We start from the raw sequence: 25,219 nt of genomic DNA on the forward strand, positions 1-25,219 counted from the left end.
ATCCACGTCCGTGACCCTGACGGTGCGCCCTCGGCGCCGTTTCGTGCCGGCCATCGCCGCCGCCGTGGCGGTGGTGTTCCTGGTGACGTCGTTCCCTGCCGCCGCGAACGCCGAGCCCAACGAGATCTCCTCGACCAAGATCGCACAGCTGCGGCAGACCCTGGAGAGCGCCGCCGGTCAGTACCTGGAGGCCGACGGACTGCTCACGAAGGCCAAGACCGAGCAGGCCGCCCTCAACAAGTCGCTGGTCCTCGCGGAGAACCGCTACCTGCGGGCCAAGACCGGGGTGCAGAAGTACGCCGCCGAGGCATACAAGGCCGGCCGCCTGGGCGTCATCGGCGTCATGCTGAACGCCAACTCGCCCGACGACTTCATGGCCCGCTCCGCCGCGTTCGAGAAGATGACGGCCCGCGACGAGGCGAAGATCAGTGAGCTGGTCGCGGCCCGCAAGGAGATCGACACGACCAAGGCCGAGATCGACGCGCGGGTCCGCGAGCAGAACAAGCAGCTCGCCGAGATGAAGAAGCTGCGCGCGGCGACCGAGCGGGCGCTGTCGGCCGTCGGCGGTTACTCCATCAACGGCTGGGTCGACCCGTACGCGCCGACCGCCGCCCCGGCCAAGCGCAACGCCGACGGCAGCTGGCCCTCGCAGGGCTGCACCGTGGACGACCCGACCCCGGCCAACGGCTGCATCACGCCGCGCACGCTGCACGCCCTGCAGCAGGCGCAGCGGTGGTTCCACTACTACGTCTCCTGCTACCGCTCCGGCGACATGTACGAGCACCCGAAGGGCCGCGCCTGCGACTTCTCCTCGGAGCCGGACGGGTTCAAGAACTTCACATCCAAGGGCGAGAACAGGCTCTACGGCGACAAGCTGGCCTCCTTCTTCGTGAAGAACGCCAGCCGGCTCGGCGTCATGTACGTGATCTGGTATTGCAAGATCTGGCTGGCCGGATCGGGCTGGAAGACCTACCGCTCGGCGGGCGGCAAGTGCGGCGACGACCCGGCCGGCGACCACACCAACCATGTCCATCTGTCCGTGCTCTAGCTGCGCGCTACACCGCCTGGGCGGTCGTTGTGGGTTCCGCCCACATGGCCGCCTGTGAGGTGTCTCTCTAGCGTGGTCCGCGACCCCGAGGTGACTCGCTCCGGCAACACCGCATTAACAAGAGCGACCTCGCGGCATCGACAGATCACTCAATGAGGAGATGCAGTGAGCGAGCGCAGACTGCACGTATTTGCCGAGAATGCCGGTCTCTCCCGGCGCGTGTTCGTTGCCTCGACGGTCGCCGCCGCGTTGCTGGCCGCCGCCGGTTGCAGCAGCCCGCAGGAGGCCGCGCAGGGCACGGGTGGCGACGGGGCACCGGTCAAGGTCGGCCTGGTCTACTCCCAGTCCGGCGCCCTGGCCAGCTACGGCAAGCAGTACATCGACGGCTTCAAGGCCGGTCTGGCCCAGGCCACCAACGGCACCAACAAGGTCAACGGCCGGGCGATCGAGCTGCTGGAGGCCGACGACGCCGGTGACCCGGCGAAGGCCGTCTCCGCGGCGAAGGACTTCATCGGCAAGGGCGTCAAGATCCTCGCCGGGTCCGCCTCCTCGGGCGTCGCGCTGCAGGTCGCGCCGGTCGCCGCGCAGGACAAGGTGCTGTTCATCTCCGGTCCCGCCGCCACCGACGGCGTCACCGGAGTGAACCGCTACACGTTCCGCTCCGGCCGGCAGTCGTACCAGGACGTGCTGGCCGCGAAGTCGTTCATCGGCGACGCCAAGGACAAGAAGGTCGTCGTCTTCGCCCAGGACAGCGCGTTCGGCAAGGCCAACGAGGCCGCGGTGACCGCGGTCATCGGCGGCGCGGGCGCGAAGGTGTCGGCGATCCTGGTCCCGGCCAGCGCGACGGACTTCACGCCGTTCGCCAGCCAGGTCAACGCCGCCAAGCCGGACCTGCTCTTCGTGGCCTGGGCGGGCACCACCGCCACCGCCATGTGGGGCGCGCTGGACCAGCAGGGCGTGCTCGGCAGCACCACCGTGGTGACCGGTCTGGACCAGAAGGCGTCATACCCGGTGTTCGGCGCGGCCGGCGAGAAGATCTCCTTCCTGTCGCACTACTTCGACGGCGCGACCAGCAACGACGCCGCCAAGGCGGCGAGCGCGAAGATCACCGGCGGGCTCGACCTGTTCAGCCCGGACGGCTTCAACGCCGCGCAGATGGTGGTGCGGGCGATCGCCGAGGGCGGCGACGACGTCGAGAAGATGGTCGGCGCGCTGGAGGGCTGGAGCTTCGACGGGGTCAAGGGCAAGATGACCATCCGCAAGGAGGACCACGCCATGATCCAGCCGATGTTCCAGGTCAAGCTCGTGGGTTCCGGCGCGGCCGCCAAGCCGCAGCTGGTCAAGGAGCTGGCCCCGGAAGAGGTCACCCCGCCCGCCGTAGCGATGAAGTGATCGTGGACCACCCCGTCACGGGTACGACCGAGGCTCCGTCCGCGCCGCAGCAGCGGCCCGGCCGGGGCCTCGGCTCCCAACAAGCCCCCGCCGTACTGGCCACCGACGCGCTGACCTGGCGAATCGGCGAGGTCGCCATCGTCGACGGCGTGTCCCTGCAGCTGTTTCCCGGCGAGTTCCTCGGCGTGATCGGCCCCAACGGGGCCGGCAAGACGTCGCTGTTCAACCTCATCTCGGGCCTGCGCGCGGTCACCGCCGGCCGGGTGCTGCTGCACGGCGCGGACATCACCGCGCTGGCCACGCACCGCCGGGCGCAGCGCGGCCTGGGCCGCACCTTCCAGTCCTCGTCGGTCTTCGGCAGCCTGTCGGTACGCGAGAACGTTCGGCTCGCGGTGCAGGCCCACCGCGGCGGCTCGATGGCCCTGTGGCGGCGCGCCGCCACCTACCGCGAGATCGCCGAACGCGCCGACGAGTGCCTGGCCGTCGTCGGGCTCGGCGCGCGCGGCGACGCGCTCGCGGGCACGCTGGCCCACGGCGAGAAGCGCAAGCTGGAGATCGCGCTGCTGCTGGCGGGCGAGCCGTCGGTGCTGCTGCTCGACGAGCCGATGGCCGGGGTGTCCGCGGAGGACGTGCCTGAGCTGGTCGAGGTGATCAGGGACCTGACCGCCCACAGTGGTCGCAGCGTGCTCATGGTGGAACACCACATGGACGTGATCCTCGAACTGGCCGACCGCATCGCCGTCATGCACCACGGCGCGCTGCTGGCCTGTGACACCCCCGACGCGGTGATGGCCAACGCCACCGTGCAGGAGGCATACCTGGGGGAGGGCTTGTGAAGGCCGAGGAGCGAGCCGGCGAGCCCGGCATGCCGAGCACCGGCCGCACGGTGACGGCGGATCCGGCGGCAGCCGCGGGTGCCGCGAGCCTGCTGCACGTGGAGAACCTGTCCGTGCGCATCGCCGGGCTGCACATCCTGCAGGGCGTGTCGTTCGACGTCGCGTCGTCGGGCGTGACCGTGCTGCTGGGACGCAACGGGGTGGGCAAGTCGACCACCCTGCGCGCGATCCTGGGGCTGACCCCGCGCAACGGCGCGGCGACCGGCTCGATCCGGCTGGGTGCCGACGAGATCCTCGGCAAGCCGACCCACGCCCTGGTCAAGGCCGGGCTGGGCTTCGTGCCGGAGGACCGGTGCGTGTTCGCCGGGCTGACCGTCGCGGAGAACCTGCGGCTGGCCGAGCGCACCGACACCCCGGACTACGACCTCGTCTTCGGGCTGTTCCCCGAGCTGTCCAAGCGGGCCAAGCAGCGGGCTGGCTCGCTGTCCGGCGGGCAGCAGCAGATGCTGTCGCTGGGCCGGGTGCTGCTCAACCCCAACAAACTGCTGCTGATCGACGAGCCGACGAAGGGTCTCGCGCCGAAGGTGGTCACCGAGGTGGCCGAGGCGCTGGAGCGGGCCGCGCAGGCGGTGCCGGTGCTGCTCGTCGAGCAGAACCTCGCCGTCGTACGCAGGCTCGCCGGCGACGCCGTCGTCATCGCCGCGGGCCAGGTCGCCTGGACCGGGCCGGGCGAGCGGCTGCTGGCCGACCCGGCGCTCACCAAGTCTCTGCTGGCCGTCAACGCTGCCGGGGGGCACTGATGTCGACGATCGTCCTGATGACCGTCACCGGGCTCGGCCTGGCGGCGCTGTACTTCCTCGTCGCGTCGGGCCTGTCGCTCGTGTTCGGGCTCGCCGACGTGCTCAACTTCGCGCACGGGCTGTTCCTGTCCGTCGGCGCGTACGCCACCTGGTGGGCCGCGGGCAACCTGCCCGGCGCGGGCCCCGACGGGTGGGGCTTCGTGCTCGCCGTGCTGTTCGGCGTGGTGGCCGGAACCGTGGTCGCGGCGCTGGTCGAGCTGGTCATGATCCGGCCGCTGTACTCGCGCACCATCGAGCAGGTCCTGGTCACCGTCGGCCTGTCGCTGGCCGGAGTGGCCGCGCTGCAGGCGGGCTTCGGCGCGGACCCGCGCCCGTTCCCGCGCCCTGCGTGGACCCAGCAGGTGGTCACCCTCGCCGGAGCCCGGGTGCCGCTGGACCGGCTGCTGCTGATCGTCGCCGCCCTGGTCGTGCTCGGCCTGCTGCTGGCCTTCCTGCGCTGGACCCGGTACGGCCTGATCATCCGAGCGGGGGTGGAGAACCGGGAGATGGTCACCGCGCTCGGCATCGACGTGCGCAAGGCGTTCACCCTGGTCTTCGCCATCGGCGGAGCCGCCGCGGCGCTCGCGGGCGCACTGTCCGGGGTGTACTTCGGCAGCGTCTCGCCGACCAGCGGGGCCTCGCTGCTGATCTTCGCGTTCATCGTCGTCGTGATCGGCGGCATGGGCTCGGTGCTGGGCTCGGCGGTCGCCGCGGTCGCGGTCGGCCTGCTCCAGCAGTTCGTCAACTACTACGGCACCTCGGGCGCCGGAGACATCTGCGTGGTCGCGCTGCTTGCCGTCGTGCTGCTGTGGCGTCCCGCGGGCCTGGCCGGAAAGGCGGCGACCGCATGACCACGACCCCGCTCACGCTGCTCAAGCGGTACTGGCCGGTGGCGGCGTTCGTGGCGCTGGCGCTGCTGCCGTACAGCGGGATCACCATTCCCGGGCTGTTCGACGGGCCGCTCAACTCGCCCGGGGCACTGCAGGTGCTCGCGCTGTGCCTGGTCTTCGGCGGCCTCGCGGCCGGCTACGACCTGCTGTTCGGGCGCACCGGGCTGCTCTCCTTCGGGCACGCGCTCTACTTCGCGCTCGGCGTCTACGGCACCGACATCCTCGTCACCAAGTACGGCTACCCGCTGCCGCTGGCCGCGCTGCTCGCGGTGCTGTTCGCGACCACCGTCGCCACAGCGCTGGGCGCGGTCGCGCTGCGTGTGCACGGCATCGCGTTCTCCATGGTCACCCTGGCGTTCGGGCAGGTCGGCGCGATCCTGGTGGCCCGCGACCCGGGCGGCCTGACCGGCGGCGAGGAAGGCCTGGCGCTCAACGCCGCCGGGCTGCCCGACATGTTCGTCGGCGTCGTCAACACCGTGAACCTGTACTGGCTCGCGCTGGCGTACCTCGGCCTGGTCGTGGTGGTGCTGCACCGGGTGGCGCAGTCGCCGACCGGGCGGGTGTTCGCGGGACTGCGCGACGACGAGCGGCGCGTCGGGGTGCTCGGGCTCGACCCGTACCGCTTCAAGCTGGTGTCGTTCACCCTGTCCAGCGCGCTGGCCGCGCTCGGCGGGGTGGTGTACCTGCTGCTCGCGGCCGGGGCGTCGCCGCACGTTGCGTCGTCGGACCTGACGCTGACGCTGCTGGTGATGGTGGTGCTCGGCGGGCCCGGCACCCGGTTCGGGCCGGTGCTCGGCGGGGTGCTGTTCACCTACCTGGACCACCGGCTGACCGATTTCGGCGGCTCCGACGCGGTCGACTCGCTGCCCGGCGTGCTCGCCGGTCCGCTGTCCCAGCCGCTGTTCGTGCTGGGCACCATCTTCATCCTGGCCGTCTACTTCTTCCCCGGCGGCCTCGCGGGCCTCAGCACCCGCCTCACGGCGCTGCGCCGCACCGTCACCCCACCCCCTCGCCCCTGACGCCCCACCCCCACCCCACGCGGTGCTGGGCCGGGCACCGGGCCGGGCCGGGCTTTTCACAGACGTTGGCCTATCTCATCGAATCGGAGCGCCGATTTTTCGATGTGATAGGCCAACGTCGATTAAAAATCGGGTCAGGGGTCAGTGGGTGGAGAGGACTACGCGGCCGAAGCTGTTGATGGGGAGGGAGTCGATGGGGTCGACTCGGACGCGTTCGCCGAACTGGGGGGCGTGGACCATCTTGTCGCCGCCCAGGTAGATGCCTACGTGGTGGACGTCGCGGTAGAAGAAGATCAGGTCGCCGGGGACGAGCTGGCCGCGGGAGATGGTGCGGGCGCGCTGCTGCTGGCGGCCGGAGCTGTGCGGCAGTTGGATGCCGATAGTGCGGAACGTGGCGGCGACCAGCCCTGAGCAGTCGAAACCGCCGGGGCCTTCCCCGGCCCATTGGTAGTCCTTGCCGATCTGGGCGAGCGCGTACTTGAGGACCTTCTCGCTCGCGCCGGCCAGCCGGGGCACGGCCGGTTTCGCCCGGTCCTCGGTGCGGGAGGCCGTCCGGCCGGTGGGGCCGTACGCCTTGGTCCGCAGCGTCTTGAGCTCCTTGATCGCTGATTCGATCGTGGCCTGCTGACGGCTGAGCTGCTTCTGCTGGTCCTTCTGCTGGTCGAGCAGCGCGCCCAGGGTGCGCTGCGCGGTGGCATACCGCTCCGAGGTGAGCGCCAGCTCCTCGATCTCGCGCTGCTGGTGCTGCGTGTACGACTTCATGAGCAGCAGCCGGTCCACGACGTCGCGGGTGGTGCCCGCGTCGAGCAGCAGCGACAGCGACATCGACCGGCTGGACCGGTAACCGGCGGCCGCGAGCCGCCCGACGGCGCCCCGGCGGTGCGTGATCTGCTCCTTCAGCGGGTCGATCTGGCGCTGCAGGACCCCGGTCTGCGCGGCCGTCGTCTTGAGGTCTTCGCGCAGGTCGTGGTATTTCTCCACGACGACCTCGAGCTGGTCCGACTTCGCGCGGATCTGGCGGTCGAGCTCGGCGCTCGACGGTTCGGCGTGTGCGGCGCCCGAGATGAGCACGGTCGACGCGATCAGCGTCGCGCCTGCCCATAACACGAGGCGCCGCGTGGCGGAGTTCGACACGTGGTTATAACGACAAAAGTGCATGATCGGTGCAGGGCCGGTCAGTTCGACATGTCCGGCGACACTCCGCGAGGGTTGGCGCTGGTACCCCCAGGGGGTATGGTGAAATCGTGGAGAGCACGGAGAAGGCCCCGGTCGGTTACGCCCACGACGACGACAAGCAGGCGCTGCTCGCGCGGCTGAAGCGGGTCGAGGGACAGGTCCGCGGGCTGCAGCGGATGGTCGAGCAGGACACCTACTGCGTCGACGTCCTCACGCAGATCTCGGCCGCCACCCGGGCGCTGCAAGCGGTGGCGCTCGGCCTGTTGGAGGGCCATCTCAACCACTGCGTGGTGGACGCCGCCCGGCAGGGCGACCCCGCCGCCAAAGTCAAGGAAGCCACCGAGGCGATCGCTCGCCTGGTCCGGTCATAGGTCGTAGGGAGACCGCGATGTCCGTTCGGACGACATACCAGATCACCGGCATGACCTGCGGGCACTGTGTCAGTGCGGTGACCGCTGAGCTGACCGGGCTGCCCGGGGTGAAGGCGGTCGAGATAGATCTCGCCGCGGGCCGCGCCGTGGTCACCAGCGATTCCGTGCTGCCGCTCGACGAGGTGCGCAACGCGGTCGACGAGGCGGGCTACCAGCTGGCCGGCGTCGATGCCTGAGCAGCAGGCGACGGCGGCCGAGCCCGAGGTCCCGGCGCAGCCCGGCGTGGTCCGCGCACAGGCCGCCGGCCGTTCCGGCGACCCGGCGGGCACCAGGCTCGGCATGTTCGTCGGCGGGTTGATCGTGGCCCTGGTCGTCGGTTTCACCCTCGGCAAGGTGCTCGGCCCGGCCGAGAGCCCCACCCAGGGCGCGACCACCGGGGCCCCGGCGGCCTCGACGGACGCCATGGGCGGCGCGCACACGCATGCGCCGGGCGCCAGCGCCGGTTCCGAGGTCGGCGGACTGTCGGTGAGCAGCGGCGGCTACACCCTGGACCCCACCGCGGCGGTGTTCGCCGCGCCCGGCCCGCAGCAGCTCACGTTCACGGTCAACGGGGCCGACGGCAAGCCGGTGACGAACTTCGCCGTGGTGCACGAGAAGCCGCTGCACCTCGTCGTGGTCCGCCGGGACATGACCGGCTACCAGCACCTGCACCCGAGCATGGCCGCCGACGGCACCTGGACGGTGCGAGCCGACCTGTCCACACCGGGCCCGTGGCGGGCGTACGCCGACTTCACCGCGATCAGCGCGGGCGGCACGCAGACCGCGATCGCGCTCGGCACCGACCTCACCGTCGCCGGTGACTACCGCCCGCAGCCGCTGCCCGTGGCGGCCCGCGAGGCGGCCGTCGACGGCCTGACCGCGGCGTACGAGGGCACCCCGGTCATCGGGGCCAGCCAGCCGCTGCTGTTCACGGTGAAGCAGGGCGGTGCCGTCGCGGCGCTGGAGCCGTACCTCGGCTCGTTCGGGCACCTGGTGGTGCTGCGCGAGCTGGACCTGGCTTACGTGCACGTGCACCCGGAGCCCGCACTGGTCAACGGGGGCGTGAAGTTCTGGCTGGCGGCCCCGAGCCCGGGGCGCTACCGGATGTTCTTCGACCACTCCGTGGGCGGCAAGGTGCGTACGGCGCAGTTCACGCTGGAAGTGAAGTAAGGGGCAAGGGGTCATGGACCTGCGGCAGGCGAACGTCATCGAGCTGAACATCGGCGGGATGACCTGCGCCACCTGTGCCGGCCGGGTGGAGAAGAAGCTGAACCGGGTGGACGGCGTGTCCGCCACCGTCAACTTCGCCACCGAGACCGCGCACGTGACCTACCCGGAGACGGTCTCCCTCGACGACCTGATCAAGGTCGTCGAGGCCACCGGGTACACGGCCGCCGTGCCGCAGGCCACTGCCTCCGCCGACGAGGCCGCCCGGCCCGAGCCCGACCCGCTGGGGCAGCGGCTGCTGATCAGCGGGCTGTTGACCGTGCCGGTGGTGCTGCTCAGCATGATCCCGGCGCTGCAGTTCACCAACTGGCAGTGGCTGGCGTTCACGCTGGCCACCCCGGTCGCGGTGTGGGGCGCGTGGCCGTTCCACCGGGCCGCCGCGCTCAACGCGCGCCACGGCGCGGCCACCATGGACACGCTGATCAGCCTCGGCGTGCTGGTGTCGTACGGCTGGAGCGCCTGGGCGCTGTTCCTCGGCGGCGCGGGTCTGCCCGGCATGACCATGTCGCTGACCTGGCTGGCCACCCGGGGCGAGGACCCGGGTATGCACCTCTACCTGGAGGTGACCACCACCCTGACCACGTTCCTGCTGGCCGGGCGCTGGTTCGAGCACCGGGCCAAGCGCCGGGCGGGCTCGGCCCTGCGAGCCCTGCTGGACCTGGGCGCGAAGGACGCGGTGCTGCTGCGCAACGGCGTCGAGCAGCGGGTCCCGGTGGCCCGGCTCGCGGTCGGCGACCTGTTCGTGGTGCGCCCCGGCGAGAAGATCGCCACCGACGGGGTGATCGTGGAGGGCAGCAGCGCGGTGGACACCGCCCTGCTGACCGGCGAGAGCATGCCGGTCGAGGTCGGCGTCGGTGACGCGGTCGTCGGCGCGACCGTGAACGCGGGCGGCCGGCTGGTGGTGCGGGCGACCCGGGTCGGCGCGGACACCCAGCTCGCGCAGATGGCGAAGCTGGTCACCGAGGCCCAGTCGGGCAAGGCGCCCGTGCAGCGGCTGGCCGACCGGATCTCCAGCGTGTTCGTCCCGGTGGTGATCGCGCTGTCGGTGGGCACGTTCGCGTTCTGGACGGCGTACGACGGCGGCGTGTCCTCGGCCGCGGTCACCGCGGCGGTGGCGGTGCTGATCGTGGCCTGCCCCTGCGCGCTGGGCTTGGCCACGCCGACCGCGCTGCTGGTGGGCACCGGCCGGGGCGCGCAGCTCGGCATCCTGATCAAGGGCCCCGAGGTGCTCGAATCGACCCGCCGGGTGGACACGGTCGTGCTCGACAAGACGGGCACGGTCACCACCGGGGTGATGGGGCTGGCCGACGTGCGCCCCGCCGCCGGGATGCAGGAGCAGGACCTGCTGCGGTACGCCGCGGCGGTGGAGCACGCCTCCGAGCACCCGATCGCGCGGGCTGTCGTCACCGGCGCGGCCGCGCACGGCATCGCCCCTGGCGCGGTGCGTGACTTCCAGTCCCTGCCCGGTCTGGGTGCACAAGGCGTCGTCGAAGGCCGCAAGGTGCTGGTCGGGCGTGCCGCGCTGCTCGCCGAGCACGGTGTGGCCCTCGACCTCGCGCCTGTCGCGAACGCCGTGGGCGGCGTGACCGGGCGGGTGGGGCAGGCCGCGCCGGGCGGGAAGCAGGCGGACGGAGTCCCGGCCGACGAGGCGCGGACCGCGGTGGCGGTGGCGCTGGACGGCGAGTTCGCGGGCTGGTTGCTCGTCGCGGACACGGTCAAGCCCGGCTCGGCGGCCGCGGTGGCCGAGTTCCGGCGGCTCGGGCTGCGCCCGGTGCTGCTGACCGGTGACGCCGAGGGCCCGGCGCGGGCGGTGGCGGCCGAGGTGGGCATCGACGAGGTGATCGCGGGAGTGCTCCCGGCCGGCAAGGTCGACGCCGTGCGCCGGCTGCAGGAGCAGGGGCACACCGTGGCGATGGTCGGCGACGGGGTGAACGACGCGGCCGCGCTGGCCGCCGCGGACCTCGGCCTGGCGATGGGCACCGGCACCGACGCCGCGATCGAGGCGGCCGACCTGACGCTGGTCCGCGGGGACCTGACCGTCGCGGCCGACGCGATCCGGCTGTCCCGGGCCACCCTGCGCACGATCAAGGGCAACCTGTTCTGGGCGTTCGCCTACAACGTGGCCGCGCTGCCGCTGGCCGCGGCAGGCCTGGTCACGCCCGTGCTGGCCGCCGCCGCGATGGCGTTGAGCAGTATCTTCGTGGTGACGAATTCGCTCCGCCTGTTCCGTTTCCGCTGATCCGTCACGCTGGGTGTGCTCGGATCCGTAAACGAACCTGCCCTTTCACGCAACAGACCGCCGGTCGACGGGGCGAAGACGCAACAGACCAGCACAAGGACGCAATCCTTCCCGCTACTGAGCGGCGGCGCAGGTGCGTAACCTTGCTGATCGTGACAGAGCGTGACTTGATCCCCACTGCCCGGCGGCCCCGTCCGCGTACCTACCTGATGTGCGCCCCGGAGCACTTCGTCGTGGAGTACGCCATCAACCCGTGGATGGACACCACCGCGCCGGTGGACACCGCTTTGGCGGTCAAGCAGTGGGACGTGCTGCGGCAGACCATGGTCGACCTCGGACACACGGTGCACGTGCTCACTCCGCAGGCCGGCCTGCCGGACATGGTCTTCGCGGCCAACGGCGGGTTCGTCGTCGACGGCGTCGCGTACGGCGCGAAGTTCCGCTACCCGCAGCGCGCCGACGAGGCCGCCGCGCACCGGGCATTCTACGAGTCCCGCGCGGAGTACACCTTCGTCGCGCCGACCCAGATCAACGAGGGTGAGGGCGACTTCGCCTACCTGCCCGACGCCCACGGCGGCATCGCGCTCGCCGGGTACGGCTTCCGCACCGAGCCCGCCGCGCACGCCGAGGCCGCCGAGGCCCTGGGCCGCCCGGTGATCTCGCTGAAGCTGGTCGACCCGCGCTTCTACCACCTCGACGTCGCGCTGACCGTGCTCGACGACGAGAACATCGCCTACTACCCGGGCGCGTTCTCGCAGGCGTCGCAGAAGGTCATCGCGCAGCTGTTCCCGAACGCGGTGATCGCCGACGAGGCCGACGCGCTTGCGTTCGCCCTGAACCTGGTCAGCGACGGCCGCAACGTCGTGATCAACACCGAGTCGACCGCGTTCGCGGACAAGCTCATCGCCGCCGGCTACCACCCGGTGCTGGTCGACCTCGCCGAGCTGAAGAAGGGCGGCGGCAGCGTGAAGTGCTGCATCGCCGAACTCCGTGACTGACGGGGTACCCCTTGATCGAAAGCTGCGGCCGGGACCTACAGGTCCCGGCCGCATTTGCTCTGCACCCAAAAGCTTGCTCTGCACCCATTGGCGCAACCCCCTAGGCACCGCAGCGGCGGCCGCCGAGCGAGCCCCCCTGCGCCGTTGCGTCCGCGGGTGCAGAGCAAGGAAATGGGTGCAGAGCAAATGCGTTCGAGCGCGATATCCCCGTGGCCGGGGGCGCGTCGCCGGGCCGGCGGGTGAGTCGCGGCGAAGGTCAGGCGGGGGGCGTGAACGACGTGGTGCGGGTCATGCCGGCCGCGCGGCCCTTCGCGGAGATGACCAGGGCCATCTTGCGGGAGGCCTCGTCGATCATCTCGTCGCCGAGCATCACCGCGCCGAGGCGGCCGCCCTGCTCCGAGGTGTAGTAGTCGTACGCGTCGAGGATCAGTTCGGCGTGGTCGTAGTCGGACTGGGCCGGCGAGTAGACCTCGTTGGCGGCGTCGATCTGGCCGGGGTGCAGCACCCACTTGCCGTCGAAGCCGAGCGCGGCCGAGCGCCGGGCCACCTCGGTGAACCCGTCCACGTCCTTGATCTGCAGGTACGGCCCGTCGATGGCCTGCTTGTCGTGCATACGAGCGGCCATCAGGATGCGCATCAGGATGTAGTGGTACGGGTCGCCCGGGTAGCCCGGGATGAGCGAGCCGACGACCAGCGACTTCATGTTGATCGAGGCCATGAAGTCGGCGGGGCCGAAGATGATCGTCTCGACGCGCGGCGAGGCGGCCGCGATGGCGTCCACGTTGACCAGTCCGGCGGCGTTCTCGATCTGGGCCTCGATGCCGATCGCGCCGACCGGCAGGCCGAGCGACTTCTCCAACTGGGTCAGCGTCAGGTCGAGCCACTCCACGTGCGACGCGCTCTGCACCTTGGGCAGCATGATCGCGTCCAGGTTGGCGCCCGCGCCCTCGACGATCTCGATGACGTCGGTGTACGTCCACGGCGTGGTCAGGTCGTTGACCCGTACCACGCGGGTCTTGCCGGCCCAGTCGCCCTCGTTGAGCGCGGCGACGATGTTCTTGCGGGCCTCAGGCTTGGCCAGCGGGGCCACCGCGTCCTCCAGGTCCAGGAAGACCTGGTCGGCCGGCAGGCCCTGGGCCTTGCCGAGCATCTTGACGCTGGAACCCGGCACGGCCAGGCAGGACCTGCGGGAACGCCCGAGAGCGGCCATCGATACTCCTTAGGCTTCGCTGCCTGCCCGTGACTTCGTCACGGGGTGTTCAGTAGTTGACGCCACGGTAACCTCACTCCCGTCGAGAGGAGAACGGGACTGTGGAAGATCTCACGCGGCACGCGGTGATCACCGGAGCCACGTCCGGCATCGGGCAGGCGGCGGCGGTCGCGCTGGTACGGCAGGGCTGGCTGGTCACCCTCGTCGGGCGCGATCCCGGACGGCTGGACGCGGCACTGGGCGCGGTGCGCGAGGCCGCGGCGGGCCCCGAGCCGGTCGGTCTGCTGGCCGACTTCGCGCAGCTGTCGCAGGTGCGCGACCTCGCCGCCAAGCTCTCCGGCCAGCGCGTCGACGTGCTGGCCAACAACGCCGGCCTGGTCGCCAACCGGCGCACCACCACCGTGGACGGTCACGAGCTGACCATCCAGACCAACCACCTGGCCCCGTTCCTGCTGGCGAACCTGCTGCGCGACCAGCTGGCACCGGGCGCCCGCATCGTGAACACGGCGTCGATGGCGCACTCGTTCGGCACCCTCGATCCGGACAACCTGGACCGGCGCGGCGGGATCTACAGCGCCTGGCTGGCCTACGGCGGCTCGAAGCGGGCCAACATCCTGTTCGCGGCCGAGGCCGCCCGGCGCTGGCCGGATCTGCTCAGCTTCTCGTTCCACCCGGGCGTGGTGCGCACCCGGTTCGGCACCCCCGCCGCCCGGCTGTTCTACAAGATCGGCCCCGGGATCGCCACCCCCGAACAGGGCGCCGACCAGCTGGTCTGGCTGGCCACGGAGGACCCGGGCCGGCTGAGCAACGGGGCGTACTACGTGCTGCGCAAGCCGACCCGCCCGCACCCCAGTGCCCGCGACCCGCAGTTCGCCGCCCGGCTGTGGGACGCGAGCGCCGCCGCCGTGCTCTGACGAGACGGTCAACCAAGTCGAGGCTCCGGCCTGCTGTCACAGCAGGCCGGAGCCTCGATCGTGTTCGTCGGCGCGCCCGGCTGTCCCGAGCGGGCCGGGGTCAGTTGTAGGTGCTCGCGCCGCTCACGCCGATCATGGCCAGGAACGGCAGGCCGAAGGCGCAGAGGCAGCCGACGATGCCGAGACCCGTGATGATCCAGCCGACGATGATGGCCGCCTTGGCCATGCCCTCGCCGTCCTCGCCGGTCTGGCGGATCTGCTTCATCGCCGAGTGGCCGAGGATTGCGCCGATCGGGGCGGTGATCCAGGTCATCAGGCCGACGAGGGACAGGATCAGCGCGACCAGGGCCATGCTGTTCTGCTGCCGCGGCGGCGGGTAACCGCCGTACGGCTGCTGACCGTACGGAGGCTGGCCGTACTGCGGCTGCGGCGCGGCGTACGGGTCGCCGGACTTGTAGGGGTCGCCGTAGGGCTGCGGTGCGGCCGGTGGCACGCTCGCGGGCGGCGCGCTCATCGGCGGCGTCACCGGGGAGCCGGGCACGGCCGGGGAGCCGTAGGCCGGCGCACCGTACGGGTTCGGTGCGGCGGGCGGTGGCGCGTACGGGTCCGGCTGGGCCGCGTACGGGTCCTGGCCGGCGGGCGGCGGATACGTCATGGCTGTTGTCTCCTGTCAGTCCCAGTCGCTGCTGCTGCCGTTTTGCACCGCGTCCCAGAAGGTCGGGTCGTTGGCGATGAGGATGGCGACGATCGCGACCCCGATGACGGTCAGCGCGACGGCGGACCATCCGGTGATGATGCCGGCGATGGCCATGCCCCGGCCCTCCTGCTGGCGCTCCCGGATCTGCTTCTGGCTCACGTGGCCGAGGATCGCGCCGATGAGGCCGGGCAGCGCGCCGATGCCGTAGCACCAGCACATCAGCAGGCCCACGATGCCGAGCACCATCGACGCGATCGCCATGCCGTTGGTGCCGGGCGTGGCCGGACCGGCCGCCGCGTACGGGGTGTAGGGCACGCCGTACGCGCCGGTCGGCTGCGGGGAGTACGGCGCACCGCTGACGGCCGGCGCCGCGTACGGGTCCGCGCTGACCGGCGGCGCCGCGTAGGGGTCGGCCGCGGGCGGAGGGGAGTACGGGTTCGGGGTGGCGGGTGCGGCGTACGGATCAGGCTGCTGGCTGAAGGGATCCGGGCTCGCGGGCGGCGGGTAGGTCATGGGGGGCTGGTGCCTCGTCTCTCGGATATGGGTTCAGGGCACGGTAGCGAACCCGGTGAACCTTTTCACAGTGACGGTGCTGTCAAGCGCCTTGGATGGGACGGTGGCCCGGCTCATACTCAGCTCACCTGAAGGTTCGTTCAGTGCCCAGGAGGCTGACATATGGCTCGTCTCGCCCGTACTCCCGGCTTGTCCGATGTGCAGACCGCCATTCTCGAAACGGTACGCGAGTTCGCGGACAAGGAGATCATTCCGCGCGCGCAGCGGCTGGAGCACGCCGACGAGTACCCCGAGGAGATCCTCGCCGGGATGAAGGAGATGGGCCTGTTCGGCCTGACCATCCCCGAGGAGTACGGCGGCCTCGGCGAGTCGCTGCTGACCTACGCGCTGGTTGTGGAGGAGCTGTCCCGCGGCTGGATGTCGGTGTCCGGCATCGTCAACACCCACTTCATCGTGGCGTACCTGGTCGGCCAGCACGGCTCGGAAGAGCAGAAGCAGCGGCTGCTGCCGCGCATGGCCACCGGTGACGTGCGCGGCGCGTTCAGCATGTCGGAGCCGGAGACCGGCTCCGACGTCTCGGCGATCAAGACGCGCGCGGTGCGCGACGGCGACACCTACGTGCTCAACGGCCAGAAGATGTGGCTGACCAACGGGGCTTACTCGTCGGTGGTGGCCACCCTGGTCAAGACCGACCAGGGCGCGGACAGCGTCTACGGCAACATGACCACGTTCCTGCTGGAGAAGGAGCCCGGCTTCGGCGAGACCGCGCCCGGCCTGACGATCCCCGGCAAGATCGAGAAGATGGGCTACAAGGGCGTCGAGACCACCGAGATGGTGCTCGACGGCCACCGGGTGCCCGAGTCGGCGATCCTCGGCGGCGCCGACAAGGCGGGCCGCGGCTTCTACCAGATGATGGACGGCATCGAGGTGGGCCGCGTCAACGTGGCCGCCCGCGCCTGCGGCATCTCGATCCGCGCGTTCGAGCTGGCTGTGGCGTACGCCCAGCAGCGCTCGACGTTCGGCAAGCCGATCGCCCAGCACCAGGCCATCGCGTTCAAGCTGGCCGAGATGGGCACCAAGATCGAGGCTTCGCACGCCCTGATGGTCAACGCGGCCCGGCTGAAGGACTCCGGCGAGCGCAACGACGTCGAGGCCGGCATGGCCAAGCTGCTGGCCAGCGAGTACTGCCACGAGATCGTCACCGAGTCGTTCCGCATCCACGGCGGCTACGGCTTCTCCAAGGAGTACGAGATCGAGCGCCTCATGCGCGAGGCCCCGTTCCTGCTCATCGGCGAAGGCACCAGCGAGATCCAGAAGACCATCATCTCCCGCGGCCTGCTCAAGGAGTACCGCGCCCGCTGAGCACGTCAGTGGGAGCGGAGTTCCGGTGGGGCGGCCGTGAGGTGGGCCAGGTCGCCGCGGCGTTCGGGGTGGTCCAGGTAGTACTGGAGGACGCCGGCTATGTCGGTGTCGCGCATGCGGTATTCGGCCCCGCGCAGCCGCAGGGCGCCGTCGGTGGTCTCCAGACGCAGGCCCGACCCGCTGTTGAGACGTGCGGAGCGGATCTGCGACCAGGGGAAGTGGCGGCGGTGCACACGGACCCCGCTCGCGTTGATCACGATCTGGCGGGCGCTGCCATGGGCGGGGCGCACGACGACCCAGAGCAGCCCCAGCGTGAGCAGGGTCCACCCGATCGCGAAGACGAGTTCGCGGCCGTCGTTCAGCCGCGCCCAGCGGGCGATGATCGGCAGCTGCACGGCGAACCAGATTCCGGTCAGCACCCGGTCGGACACCGGGGTGAGGACGAGGCCGGGTTCGCCGTCGGCGGCGCCCTGCCGCCACTGCCCGGTCGGGTGGCGGCTGAGGTGGAACGAGCGGGCGAGCGCGGCTCCGACACCGATGACGACCAGCCAGAGGGTGCCCGCCTCGTCCTGGGACAGCGGGTGGATGGGCGTGGTGCTCCCGTACCACCACGCGCCGGCGATGAGCAGCAGCCCGGCCGCGGTCAGGTAGGCGGAGCGGGCGCGCGGGGTCGTCGGCACGGCGATCACCCGGAAAGGCTACGAGACCACCTCACCTCCACCAACGGCGCGGCCGGTGTCGATTCCGGGGCAGGCTATTCTGGCCGACGTGCGACGACTGCTCACCCCCGGCTGGCTGGCCGGTCATGCGCTGGCGCTGCTGGCCGTCGTCACATGTCTGGCCCTCGGCTGGTGGCAGGCGGGCCGTGCCGCCGAGGGAAACACCTTGAGCTGGGCGTACACCTTCGAGTGGCCGATCTTCGCGATCTTCGTGGTGGTGATCTGGGTCCGGGAGATCCGGCTCACCCTGCGCAAGGGCCGTGCCGAGCCGGCTGCCGCGGCCGTTGACCCGGTGGACCGGCCGCGGCCGGTCATCACGCGGCGGGTGAATCAGCCCACTGCCGCGGACGACGACTCCGGCGATCCGCAGCTGGCCGAGTACAACCGATACCTGGCCTGGCTGAACGAGAACCCCGAGGCACGACCCAGCGACTATCCCGCTAAGGAGTATCGATGAACGGCGCACTCACCCGGTATCGCGTCATCGCCTGGATCGTGGGCGTCATGCTGCTGCTGCTGACGCTCGTCGCCATGCCGATGAAGTACTTCGGCGACAACAACCTCGGTGTCGTGATCATCGCCCCGGTGCACGGCTGGCTGTACGTGGTCTACCTCGCCGCGGTCGGCGACCTGGCTCGCCGGGTGCAGTGGCCGGTCACCCGCATCCTGCTGGTGGCGCTGGCCGGCACCGTCCCATTCCTGTCGTTCGTGATGGAGCGGCGCACGGTCGCCTGGATCCAGGGCACCGACCGGCAGCCGTCGTTCACAGAAGCGTGAGCTGGACGCCCGCCGCCTGCCCGGCGGCGGGCTCCGCCGGTTCCTCCCCGGTCAGCACCAGGTCGCGCGTCGGCGTGTCGCGCGCGGGCAGCCCGTGCCGTCGGCAGGCCCGGCGCACCTTCGCGGTGACCAGTCGCTGGTAGTCGGAGCTCACGTAGGCCCGCCCGCGCGGGTAGAGCCGCTCGTAGAACGGCACCAGGTCCGGATGGTTGGCGGCGAGCCAGCCCAGATACCACTCCCGGGCGCCGGGCCGCAGGTGCAGCACCAGCGGCGTGATGCTGGCCGCGCCCGCGGCGACGAGCGCGCCGACCGTCGCGTCGAGCTGCTCCTCGCTGTCGGACAGCCCCGGCAGGATCGGTGCCATCAGCACCCCGACCCGCAGCCCCGCGTCGCTCATCCGGCGCACCGCATCCAGCCGCCGCGACGGGCTCGGCGTGCCCGACTCCACGCTGCGCCACAGCTGTTCGTCGAGGAAGCCGATCGAGAACGCCGCCGACACCCTCGTGCGCCGCGCCGCCCGCTCCAGCAGCGGTAGGTCGCGCAGGATCAGCGTGCCCTTGGTGAGGATCGAGAACGGGTTCGACCAGTCCGACAGCGCCTCGATGATGCCCGGCATCAGCCGGTAGCGGCCCTCGGCGCGCTGGTAGCAGTCGACGTTGGTGCCCATCGCGATCGGCTTGCCTTCCCAGCGGGACGAGCCCAGCTCGTGGCGCAGCAGCTCGGGCGCGTTCACCTTGACCACGATCTTCGAGTCGAAGTCGTGCCCGGTGTCCAGGTCGAGGTAGCTGTGCGTGTTGCGGGCGAAGCAGTTGTGGCTGACCACGCCGTTGGCGATGAAGTCGCCGGTGCCGGTGGTGATGTCCCACAGCGGCAGTTCCAGGCCGAGCGGCTCGATCGAGGTGACGTGCAGCGGCACGGCGCCCTTGACCGCGATGCCCTGCACCGCACGCCGCCGGGTCACCGCGGGGTCGGTCAGGTGGAAGAAGCGCAGCTTCTCCGGCAGCCCGCCGAGCAGTCGCAGGCTGAGCAGCCCGATCGGGTCGCGCCGGTCCTCGATCACGAACTCGAAGCCGAACGCCCGCAGCGCCGCCCGGGTGGGCTCGACCAGCTCCGGATCGGTGTGCACGATGCGCCACAGCCCCTGGGTGTGGCTGCCCTCGGCGTCGAAGACCCCGGCCAGGAAACCCTTGTCCCATTCGGCGTCGCGCTCGTCGGGCCGCTCCAGCAGGCTGCTCACCAGGTCGAGATCACGCCGGGCGTACGTGCGCAGCCCGGTGCGCTGGCCCAGCGGGGCGAACTCGGCGGTGTGCGCGCCCGACTCGCGCAGATACCCGATGGTGCGGCTGAGCACCTGCGGCTCGGCGCCGGCCAGCCGGAACCGGGGCACGGTGCCGTACGGGTCGCGGTAGCCGGTGTCCGGCTCCGGGCGCAGCACCGCGTGCAGGTAGCCGCGGCGGTATTCCGGCGACTCCTTGGGCTGCTCGGCGAAGCGGCCGGTGCCCATCAGCTTGTTGCCGGTGGTCAGGTGCGGCCGCTGGTCGGCCCCCGACCGGGCTCCGGTGACGTGCTTCCAGCCCCGGTCGGTCAGGAAGCGGTGGTCGCCGCTGGCCACCAGCTCGGTGCCGTCGCGCAGGGTCAGCCGGTAGGCCGGCTTCACGGTGGACCACTTGTCGCGCACGTGGGTCACCGCGTAACGCCGGTAGGAGCCCTCGCGGACCGTGCCGATGATCGCGTCGCCGATCCGCAGCTCGGCGATGGGTTTGGTGCGCCCGTCGGCCATCAGCACCGGCGTGTCCCCGGCGAGGCAGTACGAGCAGGCGTGGGTGCAGCCGCGATACGGGTTGATCGTGTATTCGAACGGCACGCCGCGCGGCTCGCCCGCCACTTTGTTGATCAGTGACTTGGCGCGTACCTCGTAGAACGTCATCCCGGCGAAGCCGGGAGTGTCGAACGTACGCACGACCGCGCCGGGCAGCGGCTGCTGCACCGGCGCGGTCGCGTCCGGCGGGGTGCTCTCGGTGAGATGACTCCAGCGCACCCCGCTATTCAAACATATGTTCGAAGACTAGGCAGCCGTCGCGTCCGCCTTGACCTTCTCCATGTCGAGCTCGCGCACCTTCTGGATCAGGTCCAGGAACGCCGCCTCGGGCAGCGCGCCCGGCTGGGCGTACACGATCACGCCGTCGCGGACCGCCATGATCGTGGGGATCGACTGGATGTTGAACTGCATGGCCAGCTCCTGCTGGGCCTCGGTGTCCACCTTGCCGAAGGTGACGTCCGGGTTCGCCTCCGCGGCCCGCTCGTAGACGGGCGCGAAACGGACACACGGACCACACCAGCTCGCCCAGAAGTCGATGAAGGTGATGCCGTCCCCGCTCGTCTTCTCGCCGAAGTTGGCGGTCGTGAACTCCACGGTGCCCATTGTCGTGCTCCTCATTCCGATCGAGTGACCAACGTCCATGTAAACCGCTGCGCCACCTTGCACATTCCCGTCTTGTCCACGGTACCGACGGTGACGTGACACACAGGCCATCCCGCTATATGGCGGGCGAGTTGCGGACGACGATGTAAGGGTGCCCGCGACCTTCGTATACGACGGCGACTGCGCGTTCTGCACCCGGTGCGCCGAGTTCCTCCGCCGGCGGGTGCCCACCGACGCGGAGATCGTGCCCTGGCAGCGCGCCGACCTGCCCGCCCTGGGCCTGACCCGGGAGCGGTGCATCGAGGCGGTGCAGTATGTGGTGCCCGGCCGGCCCGTGCTGGCGGGGCCCGACGCGATCGCGGCGCTGCTGCGCGCGAGCCGGGCGGCGTGGCGTCCGGTGGGTCGCGTGCTGGGGCTGCCCGGCGTCGGGTTCGCGGCCTGGCCGGTGTACCGCTGGATCGCCCGCCACCGCCACCAGCTCCCGGGTGGCACCGCAGCCTGCGCGCTGCCCCCGCCGCCGCCCCGCCCTTGAATCGACGCTGGCCTATTACATCGACTCCGGGCCACGGAAACTCGATGTAATAGGCCAGCGTCTATGAAAACGGAGCGCGGCGAGGCGCTCGCCGGACCGGCTACTCCGCGGTGTCGGGGCGCTTGGGGACCATGACCTTGCGCTTGAAGATGCAGACCAGGGTGCCGTCCTGGTTGTAGCCGCGGGTCTCGACGCTGACCACGCCGCGGTCGGGCTTCGAACCGGACTCGCGCTTGTCGAGCACCGTGGTCTCGCCGTAGATGGTGTCGCCGTGGAAGGTCGGCGCGACGTGGCGCAGGCTCTCGACCTCGAGGTTGGCGATGGCCTTGCCGCTGACGTCGGGCACCGACATGCCCAGCAGCAGCGAGTAGATGTAGTTGCCGACCACCACGTTGCGCTTGAAGTCCGTCTGCGTCGCCGCGTAGTGGGCGTCCAGGTGCAGCGGGTGGTGGTTCATCGTCAGCAGGCAGAAGAGGTGGTCGTCGTACTCGGTGACCGTCTTGCCGGGCCAGTGCTTGTAGATCGCCCCGACCTCGAACTCTTCGAAGTAGCGCCCGAACTGCATTGTCCGTCTCCCGCCCCTGGATGCAGCGAACGGCGGGGCCCTCCCCGGCACCCGCCGCCCGCGCTTGTGAAAAGGAGTCTGCACGAGCGTTACCGACGAGTACATAGGCCGCGCCGAGAACTACATCACAGACAACGGCCCCCGATCCTCCAGGGTGATTGGCACGCTTCGCGGCAAGCGTCCGCGCTCGCGGCATATGCTGACGGCAGGAGGTCGCCATGCCGAGCAATTCCGCAGCGGATCACCTGATCTCGCGCCAGCTGTACCGGCGGGAGATCGCTCCCCTCACCTTCGAACCACACGAGTGGGAGCTGCTGACCCGGCTCCCGGCCCGTGTCATGATCGCCGCCACCTCCGCCGAACCCGACAGCGACCGCCGTACGGTCGACGAGGGCCTGGCCGGCATCAACGCCATCGCCGCCGGAGCCGACGTCGACTCCGAGCTGGTGAAAGCCATCGTCGGCGCGATCTACGCCGAGGCGGACCCCGACCCGCCCGCCGCGGAGCAGTTCCGCGACCCGCATGGCGCGATCACCGAGGTGCTGGTCGGCTGCCGTGCGGCGGCGATCGTGCTCGACGCGCGCGCCACGCCGGCCGACGGCCAGGCGTACCGCCACTGGCTGGAGTCGATCGCGGACCAGGTCTGCGGCGCGGCCCGGACCGGCGGCCTGCTGGGCATCGGCGGGGTCACCCGCAGCCCGGCCGAGCAGCGCTTCCTGACCGACCTGGTGGACGCGCTGCGCAACGTGTGACCAGCTAAAATCCTTCACTTGTGACCATCGAACGCGAACGGGTCGTAGACGACGAACTGGAGGTCGGTGTCGGCCCCTGGGCCGGTGCCTGGCCCGAGGGCGCGCACTACGACCCCGAGCTGCTGGCCGCGGGCGACCGGCGCAACGTGGTGGACCGCTACCGGTACTGGCGGCACGAGGCGATCGTGGCCGACCTGGACACCCGGCGGCACGACTTCCACGTCGCCATCGAGAACTGGCAGCACGACTTCAACATCGGCACGGTGGTGCGCACCGCGAACGCGTTCCTGGCCGCCGAGGTGCACATCGTGGGCCGCCGCCGCTGGAACCGGCGCGGCGCGATGGTGACCGACCGCTACCAGCACGTACGCCACCACGACTCGGTCGAGGCCTTCGCCTCCTGGGCGCGCGGGGCGGGCGTGTCCGTCATCGGCATCGACAACCTGCCCGGCAGCGTGCCGCTGGAGACGACGACGCTGCCGCGGCACTGCGTGCTGCTGTTCGGCCAGGAGGGGCCGGGGCTTTCCGAGGCGGCCAGGGCGGCCTGCGACCGGATGTACTCGATCGCCCAGTACGGCTCGACCCGGTCCGTCAACGCCGGGGTGGCCTCGGCGGTGGCCATGCACGCCTGGATCCGCGCGTACGCCGGGCCGCCTCCCGCGTGACGACGCGCCGATCTTGGCGAGTGGCTTGACGTGCTCCGACGACGGGGCGGACAGTGGTGGTCATGGGGCTCGCGGTGTCATGTCCGCGGTGCGGTGGCGATCTGCGGCCGCCCGGTCTTGCGCACTCCGACTGGGTCTGCGAGCGCGACGGGCCGGTCCCGCCGCTGCACACCGCCCAGCATGTCAACCATGACGTCTTCGTCTGCGCCACCAAGCGCGCGGCCGAGTCGGGGGTGCCGCTGTGGTGCCCCTGGCCGCTGCCGACCGGCTGGACCGTCACCGGTGTGGCGTGGGCGGGTGACGACCGGTCCGGAGTGTCCGCCACGGCACTGGCGTGCAGCGGGCCGACACCGTTCAGCGACGGCCCGGCCGATGTGCTGATCGTGGCCGAGGAGCCGGGCGTAGGGCTGGGGGCGCATTTCGCGGGCCTGTCCGGCCCGGACCCCGGCCCGGCCCTGCTCGACCGGGAGGGTGGGCACGGCGCGCACGCGAAGGTGAAGGCCGACGGGCACCCCACTCCACTGTGGGCGGTGGCCACGCCCGACGACCGCAGCGCGTACGCCGGGGAGGCCCGGGGCCGCTGGCTGTACGCCGTGACCTGGCCCGCGCAGGCCGGCTACCTCCTGTCCGAGGAGGTCTCGCTGCAGGACCTGAGCGACTGGCTGCCGCCGGAACTGGTGTTCGGAGCGCTGTCGCCGCGGCTGCGGCCGACCCGGTGAGTCGAGTTCCTTACTTTCCTCATCGGACGCTGCTCAAGGCGCTGGCACGGATATGCGCTAATGATTCTCGGCAGGCACCGTTACTGATACGCTGAGTCTCGCCACGGCCACCAAATGTCGAGTGGACACGGCCAGGCGGAGGGGGATAGCCCGACATGCTCAAGAAGATCCTTACGTGGGGCGGCATCGCCTTTTTGATCTTCTTCGTGGCGTTCCGGCCCGATTCTGCGGCGAACGTCGTGAAGACGCTGGGCGGCACTGTCATGGACATCGCCCAGGGTTTCGGTGACTTCTTCGGCAGCCTGGTCGCTTAGCTCACATGATCGGCGGTCTCGGGCCGGACGAGCCAAGCGAGGAGCGCACTCCGGGGCCTGACGGTCCGGAGTGGTCCGGTCGCCGTGAACGCGACACGGAGCCCATCCCGCGGACGCGAGCGGAGTCTCAGCCACCGGCTGAGAGCGAGCCGCACGCCGATCCGGGCGACCACGCACACTTCATCGGCAAGGCCACTGTGGGGGCGAGCGCCGGCACCGCTTCGGGCGGCGCCGGAGGCAGACCCCCCGGTGACAACGCCACCACGGCGCCACTCGGTGACGAGCTTCCGAACTTCACCGAGGAGGAGCTCGCCGGGCTGCGGTTCGACGCGTCCGGAGTGCCGCTGGGGCCGCGCCGGGTGCTCCCGCTCGAAGACGAGCCGAGCGCCATGGTCGCGCGCTACCTGTTCCCCACCGAGCGTTATCGCGGTGAGTGGAAGCGGCACTGGGTGCACCTCACCAACCCGCTGCTGATCGGCGTGTTCGCCACCTTCGCGCTCGGCTACCTGTCCGGCTTCCTGGCGAAGTCCGACATCGCCGGCATGTGGGTGATCGCCGTCGTGGTCTGGGCGCTGGTGATGAGCTGGGTCGCCTGGACCGTCGCCGACTGGTACTTCGACCGGTTCATCCTGACCAACAAGCGGCTGATGCTCGTCAATGGGCTCATCACCCGCAAGGTGGCGATGATGCCGCTGTTGAAGGTCACCGACATGAAGTACGAGCAGTCGCCGCTGGGTCGCATGCTCAACTACGGCACGTTCGTTCTCGAGTCCGCCGGTCAGGACCAGGCGCTCAGCAAGGTCGAGCACATGCCGAACCCGAACGAGCTCTACCTGCGCATCGTCGAGGAGATGTACGAGCCCGCGGCCGTGGAGGCGCGGCTCGGGCGCGAGGCGGAAGAGGAGTAGTCGCCACTATTCGGCCACCGCCGAAATGCCCGATCGGCGACAGGAAAGTTCTCTACCAGATCTAGATCCGCTAGCG

The 25,219-nt window shown here is 70.8% G+C and carries 29 protein-coding genes; 21 read left to right on the plus strand and 8 right to left on the minus strand.

The window, feature by feature from the left end; genetic code table 11:
- Positions 1 to 10 precede the first annotated feature (10 nt).
- The 6 genes from AB0B66_RS31825 (at position 11) to AB0B66_RS31850 (ending at position 6,024) form a co-directional block, all read left to right on the plus strand.
- On the plus strand, positions 11 to 1,048 hold the full coding sequence (locus AB0B66_RS31825) for a hypothetical protein (RefSeq protein ID WP_360536934.1): 1,038 nt from the start codon (positions 11 to 13) through the stop codon (positions 1,046 to 1,048).
- Between the two features lie 165 nt (positions 1,049 to 1,213).
- Positions 1,214 to 2,440: a substrate-binding domain-containing protein gene (locus AB0B66_RS31830; RefSeq protein ID WP_360536936.1), complete on the plus strand. Its 1,227-nt coding sequence runs from the start codon at positions 1,214 to 1,216 to the stop codon at positions 2,438 to 2,440.
- 95 nt (positions 2,441 to 2,535) lie between these two features.
- The gene (locus AB0B66_RS31835; RefSeq protein ID WP_360537046.1) at positions 2,536 to 3,276 is read left to right on the plus strand and encodes an ABC transporter ATP-binding protein; all 741 of its coding nucleotides are present in this window, start codon (positions 2,536 to 2,538) and stop codon (positions 3,274 to 3,276) included.
- Between the two features lie 29 nt (positions 3,277 to 3,305).
- Complete coding sequence (locus tag AB0B66_RS31840) at positions 3,306 to 4,076, plus strand: ABC transporter ATP-binding protein (protein WP_360537048.1); 771 nt, start codon at positions 3,306 to 3,308, stop codon at positions 4,074 to 4,076.
- Complete coding sequence (locus tag AB0B66_RS31845; protein WP_360536938.1) at positions 4,076 to 4,966, plus strand: branched-chain amino acid ABC transporter permease; 891 nt, start codon at positions 4,076 to 4,078, stop codon at positions 4,964 to 4,966. Before AB0B66_RS31840 ends, AB0B66_RS31845 begins: the two co-directional genes overlap by 1 nt.
- Positions 4,963 to 6,024 (plus strand): branched-chain amino acid ABC transporter permease, encoded by a 1,062-nt coding sequence (locus AB0B66_RS31850; protein ID WP_360536940.1) that lies wholly within the window; start codon positions 4,963 to 4,965, stop codon positions 6,022 to 6,024. The genes AB0B66_RS31845 and AB0B66_RS31850 overlap by 4 nt, the downstream gene beginning before the upstream one ends.
- A 141-nt stretch (positions 6,025 to 6,165) precedes the next feature.
- Here the strand turns inward: AB0B66_RS31850 and AB0B66_RS31855 are convergent, their stop codons facing one another.
- Positions 6,166 to 7,131 (minus strand): NlpC/P60 family protein, encoded by a 966-nt coding sequence (locus AB0B66_RS31855; protein WP_360536942.1) that lies wholly within the window; start codon positions 7,129 to 7,131, stop codon positions 6,166 to 6,168.
- A 137-nt stretch (positions 7,132 to 7,268) separates the two neighbouring features.
- On the opposite strand from AB0B66_RS31855, the gene AB0B66_RS31860 reads away from it, so the two are divergent.
- From AB0B66_RS31860 to ddaH, 5 genes are all read left to right on the plus strand, one after another.
- Positions 7,269 to 7,571 carry a metal-sensitive transcriptional regulator gene (locus tag AB0B66_RS31860; protein ID WP_360536944.1) on the plus strand — a complete coding sequence of 101 codons (303 nt, stop codon included), beginning with the start codon at positions 7,269 to 7,271 and terminating at the stop codon, positions 7,569 to 7,571.
- 17 nt (positions 7,572 to 7,588) lie between these two features.
- The gene (locus AB0B66_RS31865; protein ID WP_360536946.1) at positions 7,589 to 7,807 is read left to right on the plus strand and encodes a heavy-metal-associated domain-containing protein; all 219 of its coding nucleotides are present in this window, start codon (positions 7,589 to 7,591) and stop codon (positions 7,805 to 7,807) included.
- A complete protein-coding gene (locus AB0B66_RS31870) occupies positions 7,800 to 8,780 on the plus strand; it encodes a hypothetical protein (RefSeq protein ID WP_360536948.1) in 981 nt (326 codons plus the stop codon). The genes AB0B66_RS31865 and AB0B66_RS31870 overlap by 8 nt, the downstream gene beginning before the upstream one ends.
- A gap of 13 nt (positions 8,781 to 8,793) precedes the next feature.
- A complete protein-coding gene (locus AB0B66_RS31875) occupies positions 8,794 to 11,076 on the plus strand; it encodes a heavy metal translocating P-type ATPase (RefSeq protein ID WP_360536950.1) in 2,283 nt (760 codons plus the stop codon).
- A 170-nt stretch (positions 11,077 to 11,246) separates the two neighbouring features.
- Positions 11,247 to 12,074: a dimethylargininase gene (gene ddaH / locus AB0B66_RS31880; protein ID WP_360537050.1), complete on the plus strand. Its 828-nt coding sequence runs from the start codon at positions 11,247 to 11,249 to the stop codon at positions 12,072 to 12,074.
- A gap of 256 nt (positions 12,075 to 12,330) precedes the next feature.
- Here ddaH and AB0B66_RS31885 read toward each other — a convergent pair whose 3' ends face one another.
- Positions 12,331 to 13,284, minus strand: a complete 954-nt coding sequence (locus tag AB0B66_RS31885; RefSeq protein ID WP_191840206.1) for a CoA ester lyase — start codon at positions 13,282 to 13,284, stop codon at positions 12,331 to 12,333.
- Between the two features lie 101 nt (positions 13,285 to 13,385).
- Between AB0B66_RS31885 and AB0B66_RS31890 the strand changes: the two genes are divergently transcribed.
- Positions 13,386 to 14,198 carry an SDR family NAD(P)-dependent oxidoreductase gene (locus AB0B66_RS31890; protein ID WP_360536952.1) on the plus strand — a complete coding sequence of 271 codons (813 nt, stop codon included), beginning with the start codon at positions 13,386 to 13,388 and terminating at the stop codon, positions 14,196 to 14,198.
- Positions 14,199 to 14,298: 100 nt separating this feature from the next.
- Here the strand turns inward: AB0B66_RS31890 and AB0B66_RS31895 are convergent, their stop codons facing one another.
- Complete coding sequence (locus tag AB0B66_RS31895; protein ID WP_360536954.1) at positions 14,299 to 14,853, minus strand: DUF4190 domain-containing protein; 555 nt, start codon at positions 14,851 to 14,853, stop codon at positions 14,299 to 14,301.
- Positions 14,854 to 14,868: 15 nt separating this feature from the next.
- A complete protein-coding gene (locus AB0B66_RS31900) occupies positions 14,869 to 15,408 on the minus strand; it encodes a DUF4190 domain-containing protein (protein ID WP_360536956.1) in 540 nt (179 codons plus the stop codon).
- A 162-nt stretch (positions 15,409 to 15,570) separates the two neighbouring features.
- Here AB0B66_RS31900 and AB0B66_RS31905 point away from each other — a divergent pair, with 162 nt between their 5' ends.
- Positions 15,571 to 16,770 (plus strand): acyl-CoA dehydrogenase family protein, encoded by a 1,200-nt coding sequence (locus AB0B66_RS31905; RefSeq protein ID WP_360536958.1) that lies wholly within the window; start codon positions 15,571 to 15,573, stop codon positions 16,768 to 16,770.
- A gap of 5 nt (positions 16,771 to 16,775) precedes the next feature.
- Here the strand turns inward: AB0B66_RS31905 and AB0B66_RS31910 are convergent, their stop codons facing one another.
- Positions 16,776 to 17,459, minus strand: coding sequence for a hypothetical protein (locus AB0B66_RS31910; RefSeq protein WP_360536960.1), 684 nt, complete (start codon positions 17,457 to 17,459; stop codon positions 16,776 to 16,778).
- A 79-nt stretch (positions 17,460 to 17,538) separates the two neighbouring features.
- On the opposite strand from AB0B66_RS31910, the gene AB0B66_RS31915 reads away from it, so the two are divergent.
- Both AB0B66_RS31915 and AB0B66_RS31920 read left to right on the plus strand, forming a co-directional pair.
- Positions 17,539 to 17,946: a hypothetical protein gene (locus tag AB0B66_RS31915; protein WP_360536962.1), complete on the plus strand. Its 408-nt coding sequence runs from the start codon at positions 17,539 to 17,541 to the stop codon at positions 17,944 to 17,946.
- Entirely contained in the window at positions 17,943 to 18,266 is a 324-nt protein-coding gene (locus AB0B66_RS31920; protein ID WP_203698679.1) for a DUF3817 domain-containing protein, read from the plus strand. Before AB0B66_RS31915 ends, AB0B66_RS31920 begins: the two co-directional genes overlap by 4 nt.
- On the opposite strand, the gene AB0B66_RS31925 is transcribed toward AB0B66_RS31920, so the two are convergent.
- Entirely contained in the window at positions 18,253 to 20,304 is a 2,052-nt protein-coding gene (locus AB0B66_RS31925) for an intein-containing Rv2578c family radical SAM protein (RefSeq protein WP_360536964.1), read from the minus strand. The genes AB0B66_RS31920 and AB0B66_RS31925 overlap by 14 nt on opposite strands.
- A gap of 27 nt (positions 20,305 to 20,331) precedes the next feature.
- The gene (locus tag AB0B66_RS31930) at positions 20,332 to 20,688 is read right to left on the minus strand and encodes a thioredoxin domain-containing protein (RefSeq protein WP_360536966.1); all 357 of its coding nucleotides are present in this window, start codon (positions 20,686 to 20,688) and stop codon (positions 20,332 to 20,334) included.
- Positions 20,689 to 20,839: 151 nt separating this feature from the next.
- Between AB0B66_RS31930 and AB0B66_RS31935 the strand changes: the two genes are divergently transcribed.
- On the plus strand, positions 20,840 to 21,220 hold the full coding sequence (locus AB0B66_RS31935; protein WP_360536968.1) for a DCC1-like thiol-disulfide oxidoreductase family protein: 381 nt from the start codon (positions 20,840 to 20,842) through the stop codon (positions 21,218 to 21,220).
- Positions 21,221 to 21,320: 100 nt separating this feature from the next.
- On the opposite strand, the gene AB0B66_RS31940 is transcribed toward AB0B66_RS31935, so the two are convergent.
- On the minus strand, positions 21,321 to 21,785 hold the full coding sequence (locus AB0B66_RS31940; protein WP_360536970.1) for a MaoC family dehydratase: 465 nt from the start codon (positions 21,783 to 21,785) through the stop codon (positions 21,321 to 21,323).
- A 218-nt stretch (positions 21,786 to 22,003) separates the two neighbouring features.
- On the opposite strand from AB0B66_RS31940, the gene AB0B66_RS31945 reads away from it, so the two are divergent.
- The 5 genes from AB0B66_RS31945 to AB0B66_RS31965 all read left to right on the plus strand — a co-directional run bounded on the left by AB0B66_RS31945 (position 22,004) and on the right by AB0B66_RS31965 (position 25,143).
- A complete protein-coding gene (locus tag AB0B66_RS31945; protein ID WP_360536972.1) occupies positions 22,004 to 22,537 on the plus strand; it encodes a hypothetical protein in 534 nt (177 codons plus the stop codon).
- Positions 22,538 to 22,563: 26 nt separating this feature from the next.
- Positions 22,564 to 23,202: an RNA methyltransferase gene (locus AB0B66_RS31950; RefSeq protein ID WP_360537052.1), complete on the plus strand. Its 639-nt coding sequence runs from the start codon at positions 22,564 to 22,566 to the stop codon at positions 23,200 to 23,202.
- Positions 23,203 to 23,264: 62 nt separating this feature from the next.
- Complete coding sequence (locus AB0B66_RS31955) at positions 23,265 to 23,921, plus strand: DUF6758 family protein (protein WP_360536974.1); 657 nt, start codon at positions 23,265 to 23,267, stop codon at positions 23,919 to 23,921.
- A gap of 155 nt (positions 23,922 to 24,076) precedes the next feature.
- The gene (locus AB0B66_RS31960; protein WP_170213147.1) at positions 24,077 to 24,235 is read left to right on the plus strand and encodes a hypothetical protein; all 159 of its coding nucleotides are present in this window, start codon (positions 24,077 to 24,079) and stop codon (positions 24,233 to 24,235) included.
- Between the two features lie 5 nt (positions 24,236 to 24,240).
- Positions 24,241 to 25,143 (plus strand): PH domain-containing protein, encoded by a 903-nt coding sequence (locus tag AB0B66_RS31965; protein WP_360536976.1) that lies wholly within the window; start codon positions 24,241 to 24,243, stop codon positions 25,141 to 25,143.
- Positions 25,144 to 25,219 lie beyond the last annotated feature (76 nt).

Origin of the sequence: Catellatospora sp. NPDC049111 (assembly GCF_040648615.1) — a bacterium.
In the GTDB taxonomy this organism is placed as follows: domain Bacteria; phylum Actinomycetota; class Actinomycetes; order Mycobacteriales; family Micromonosporaceae; genus Catellatospora; species Catellatospora aurea.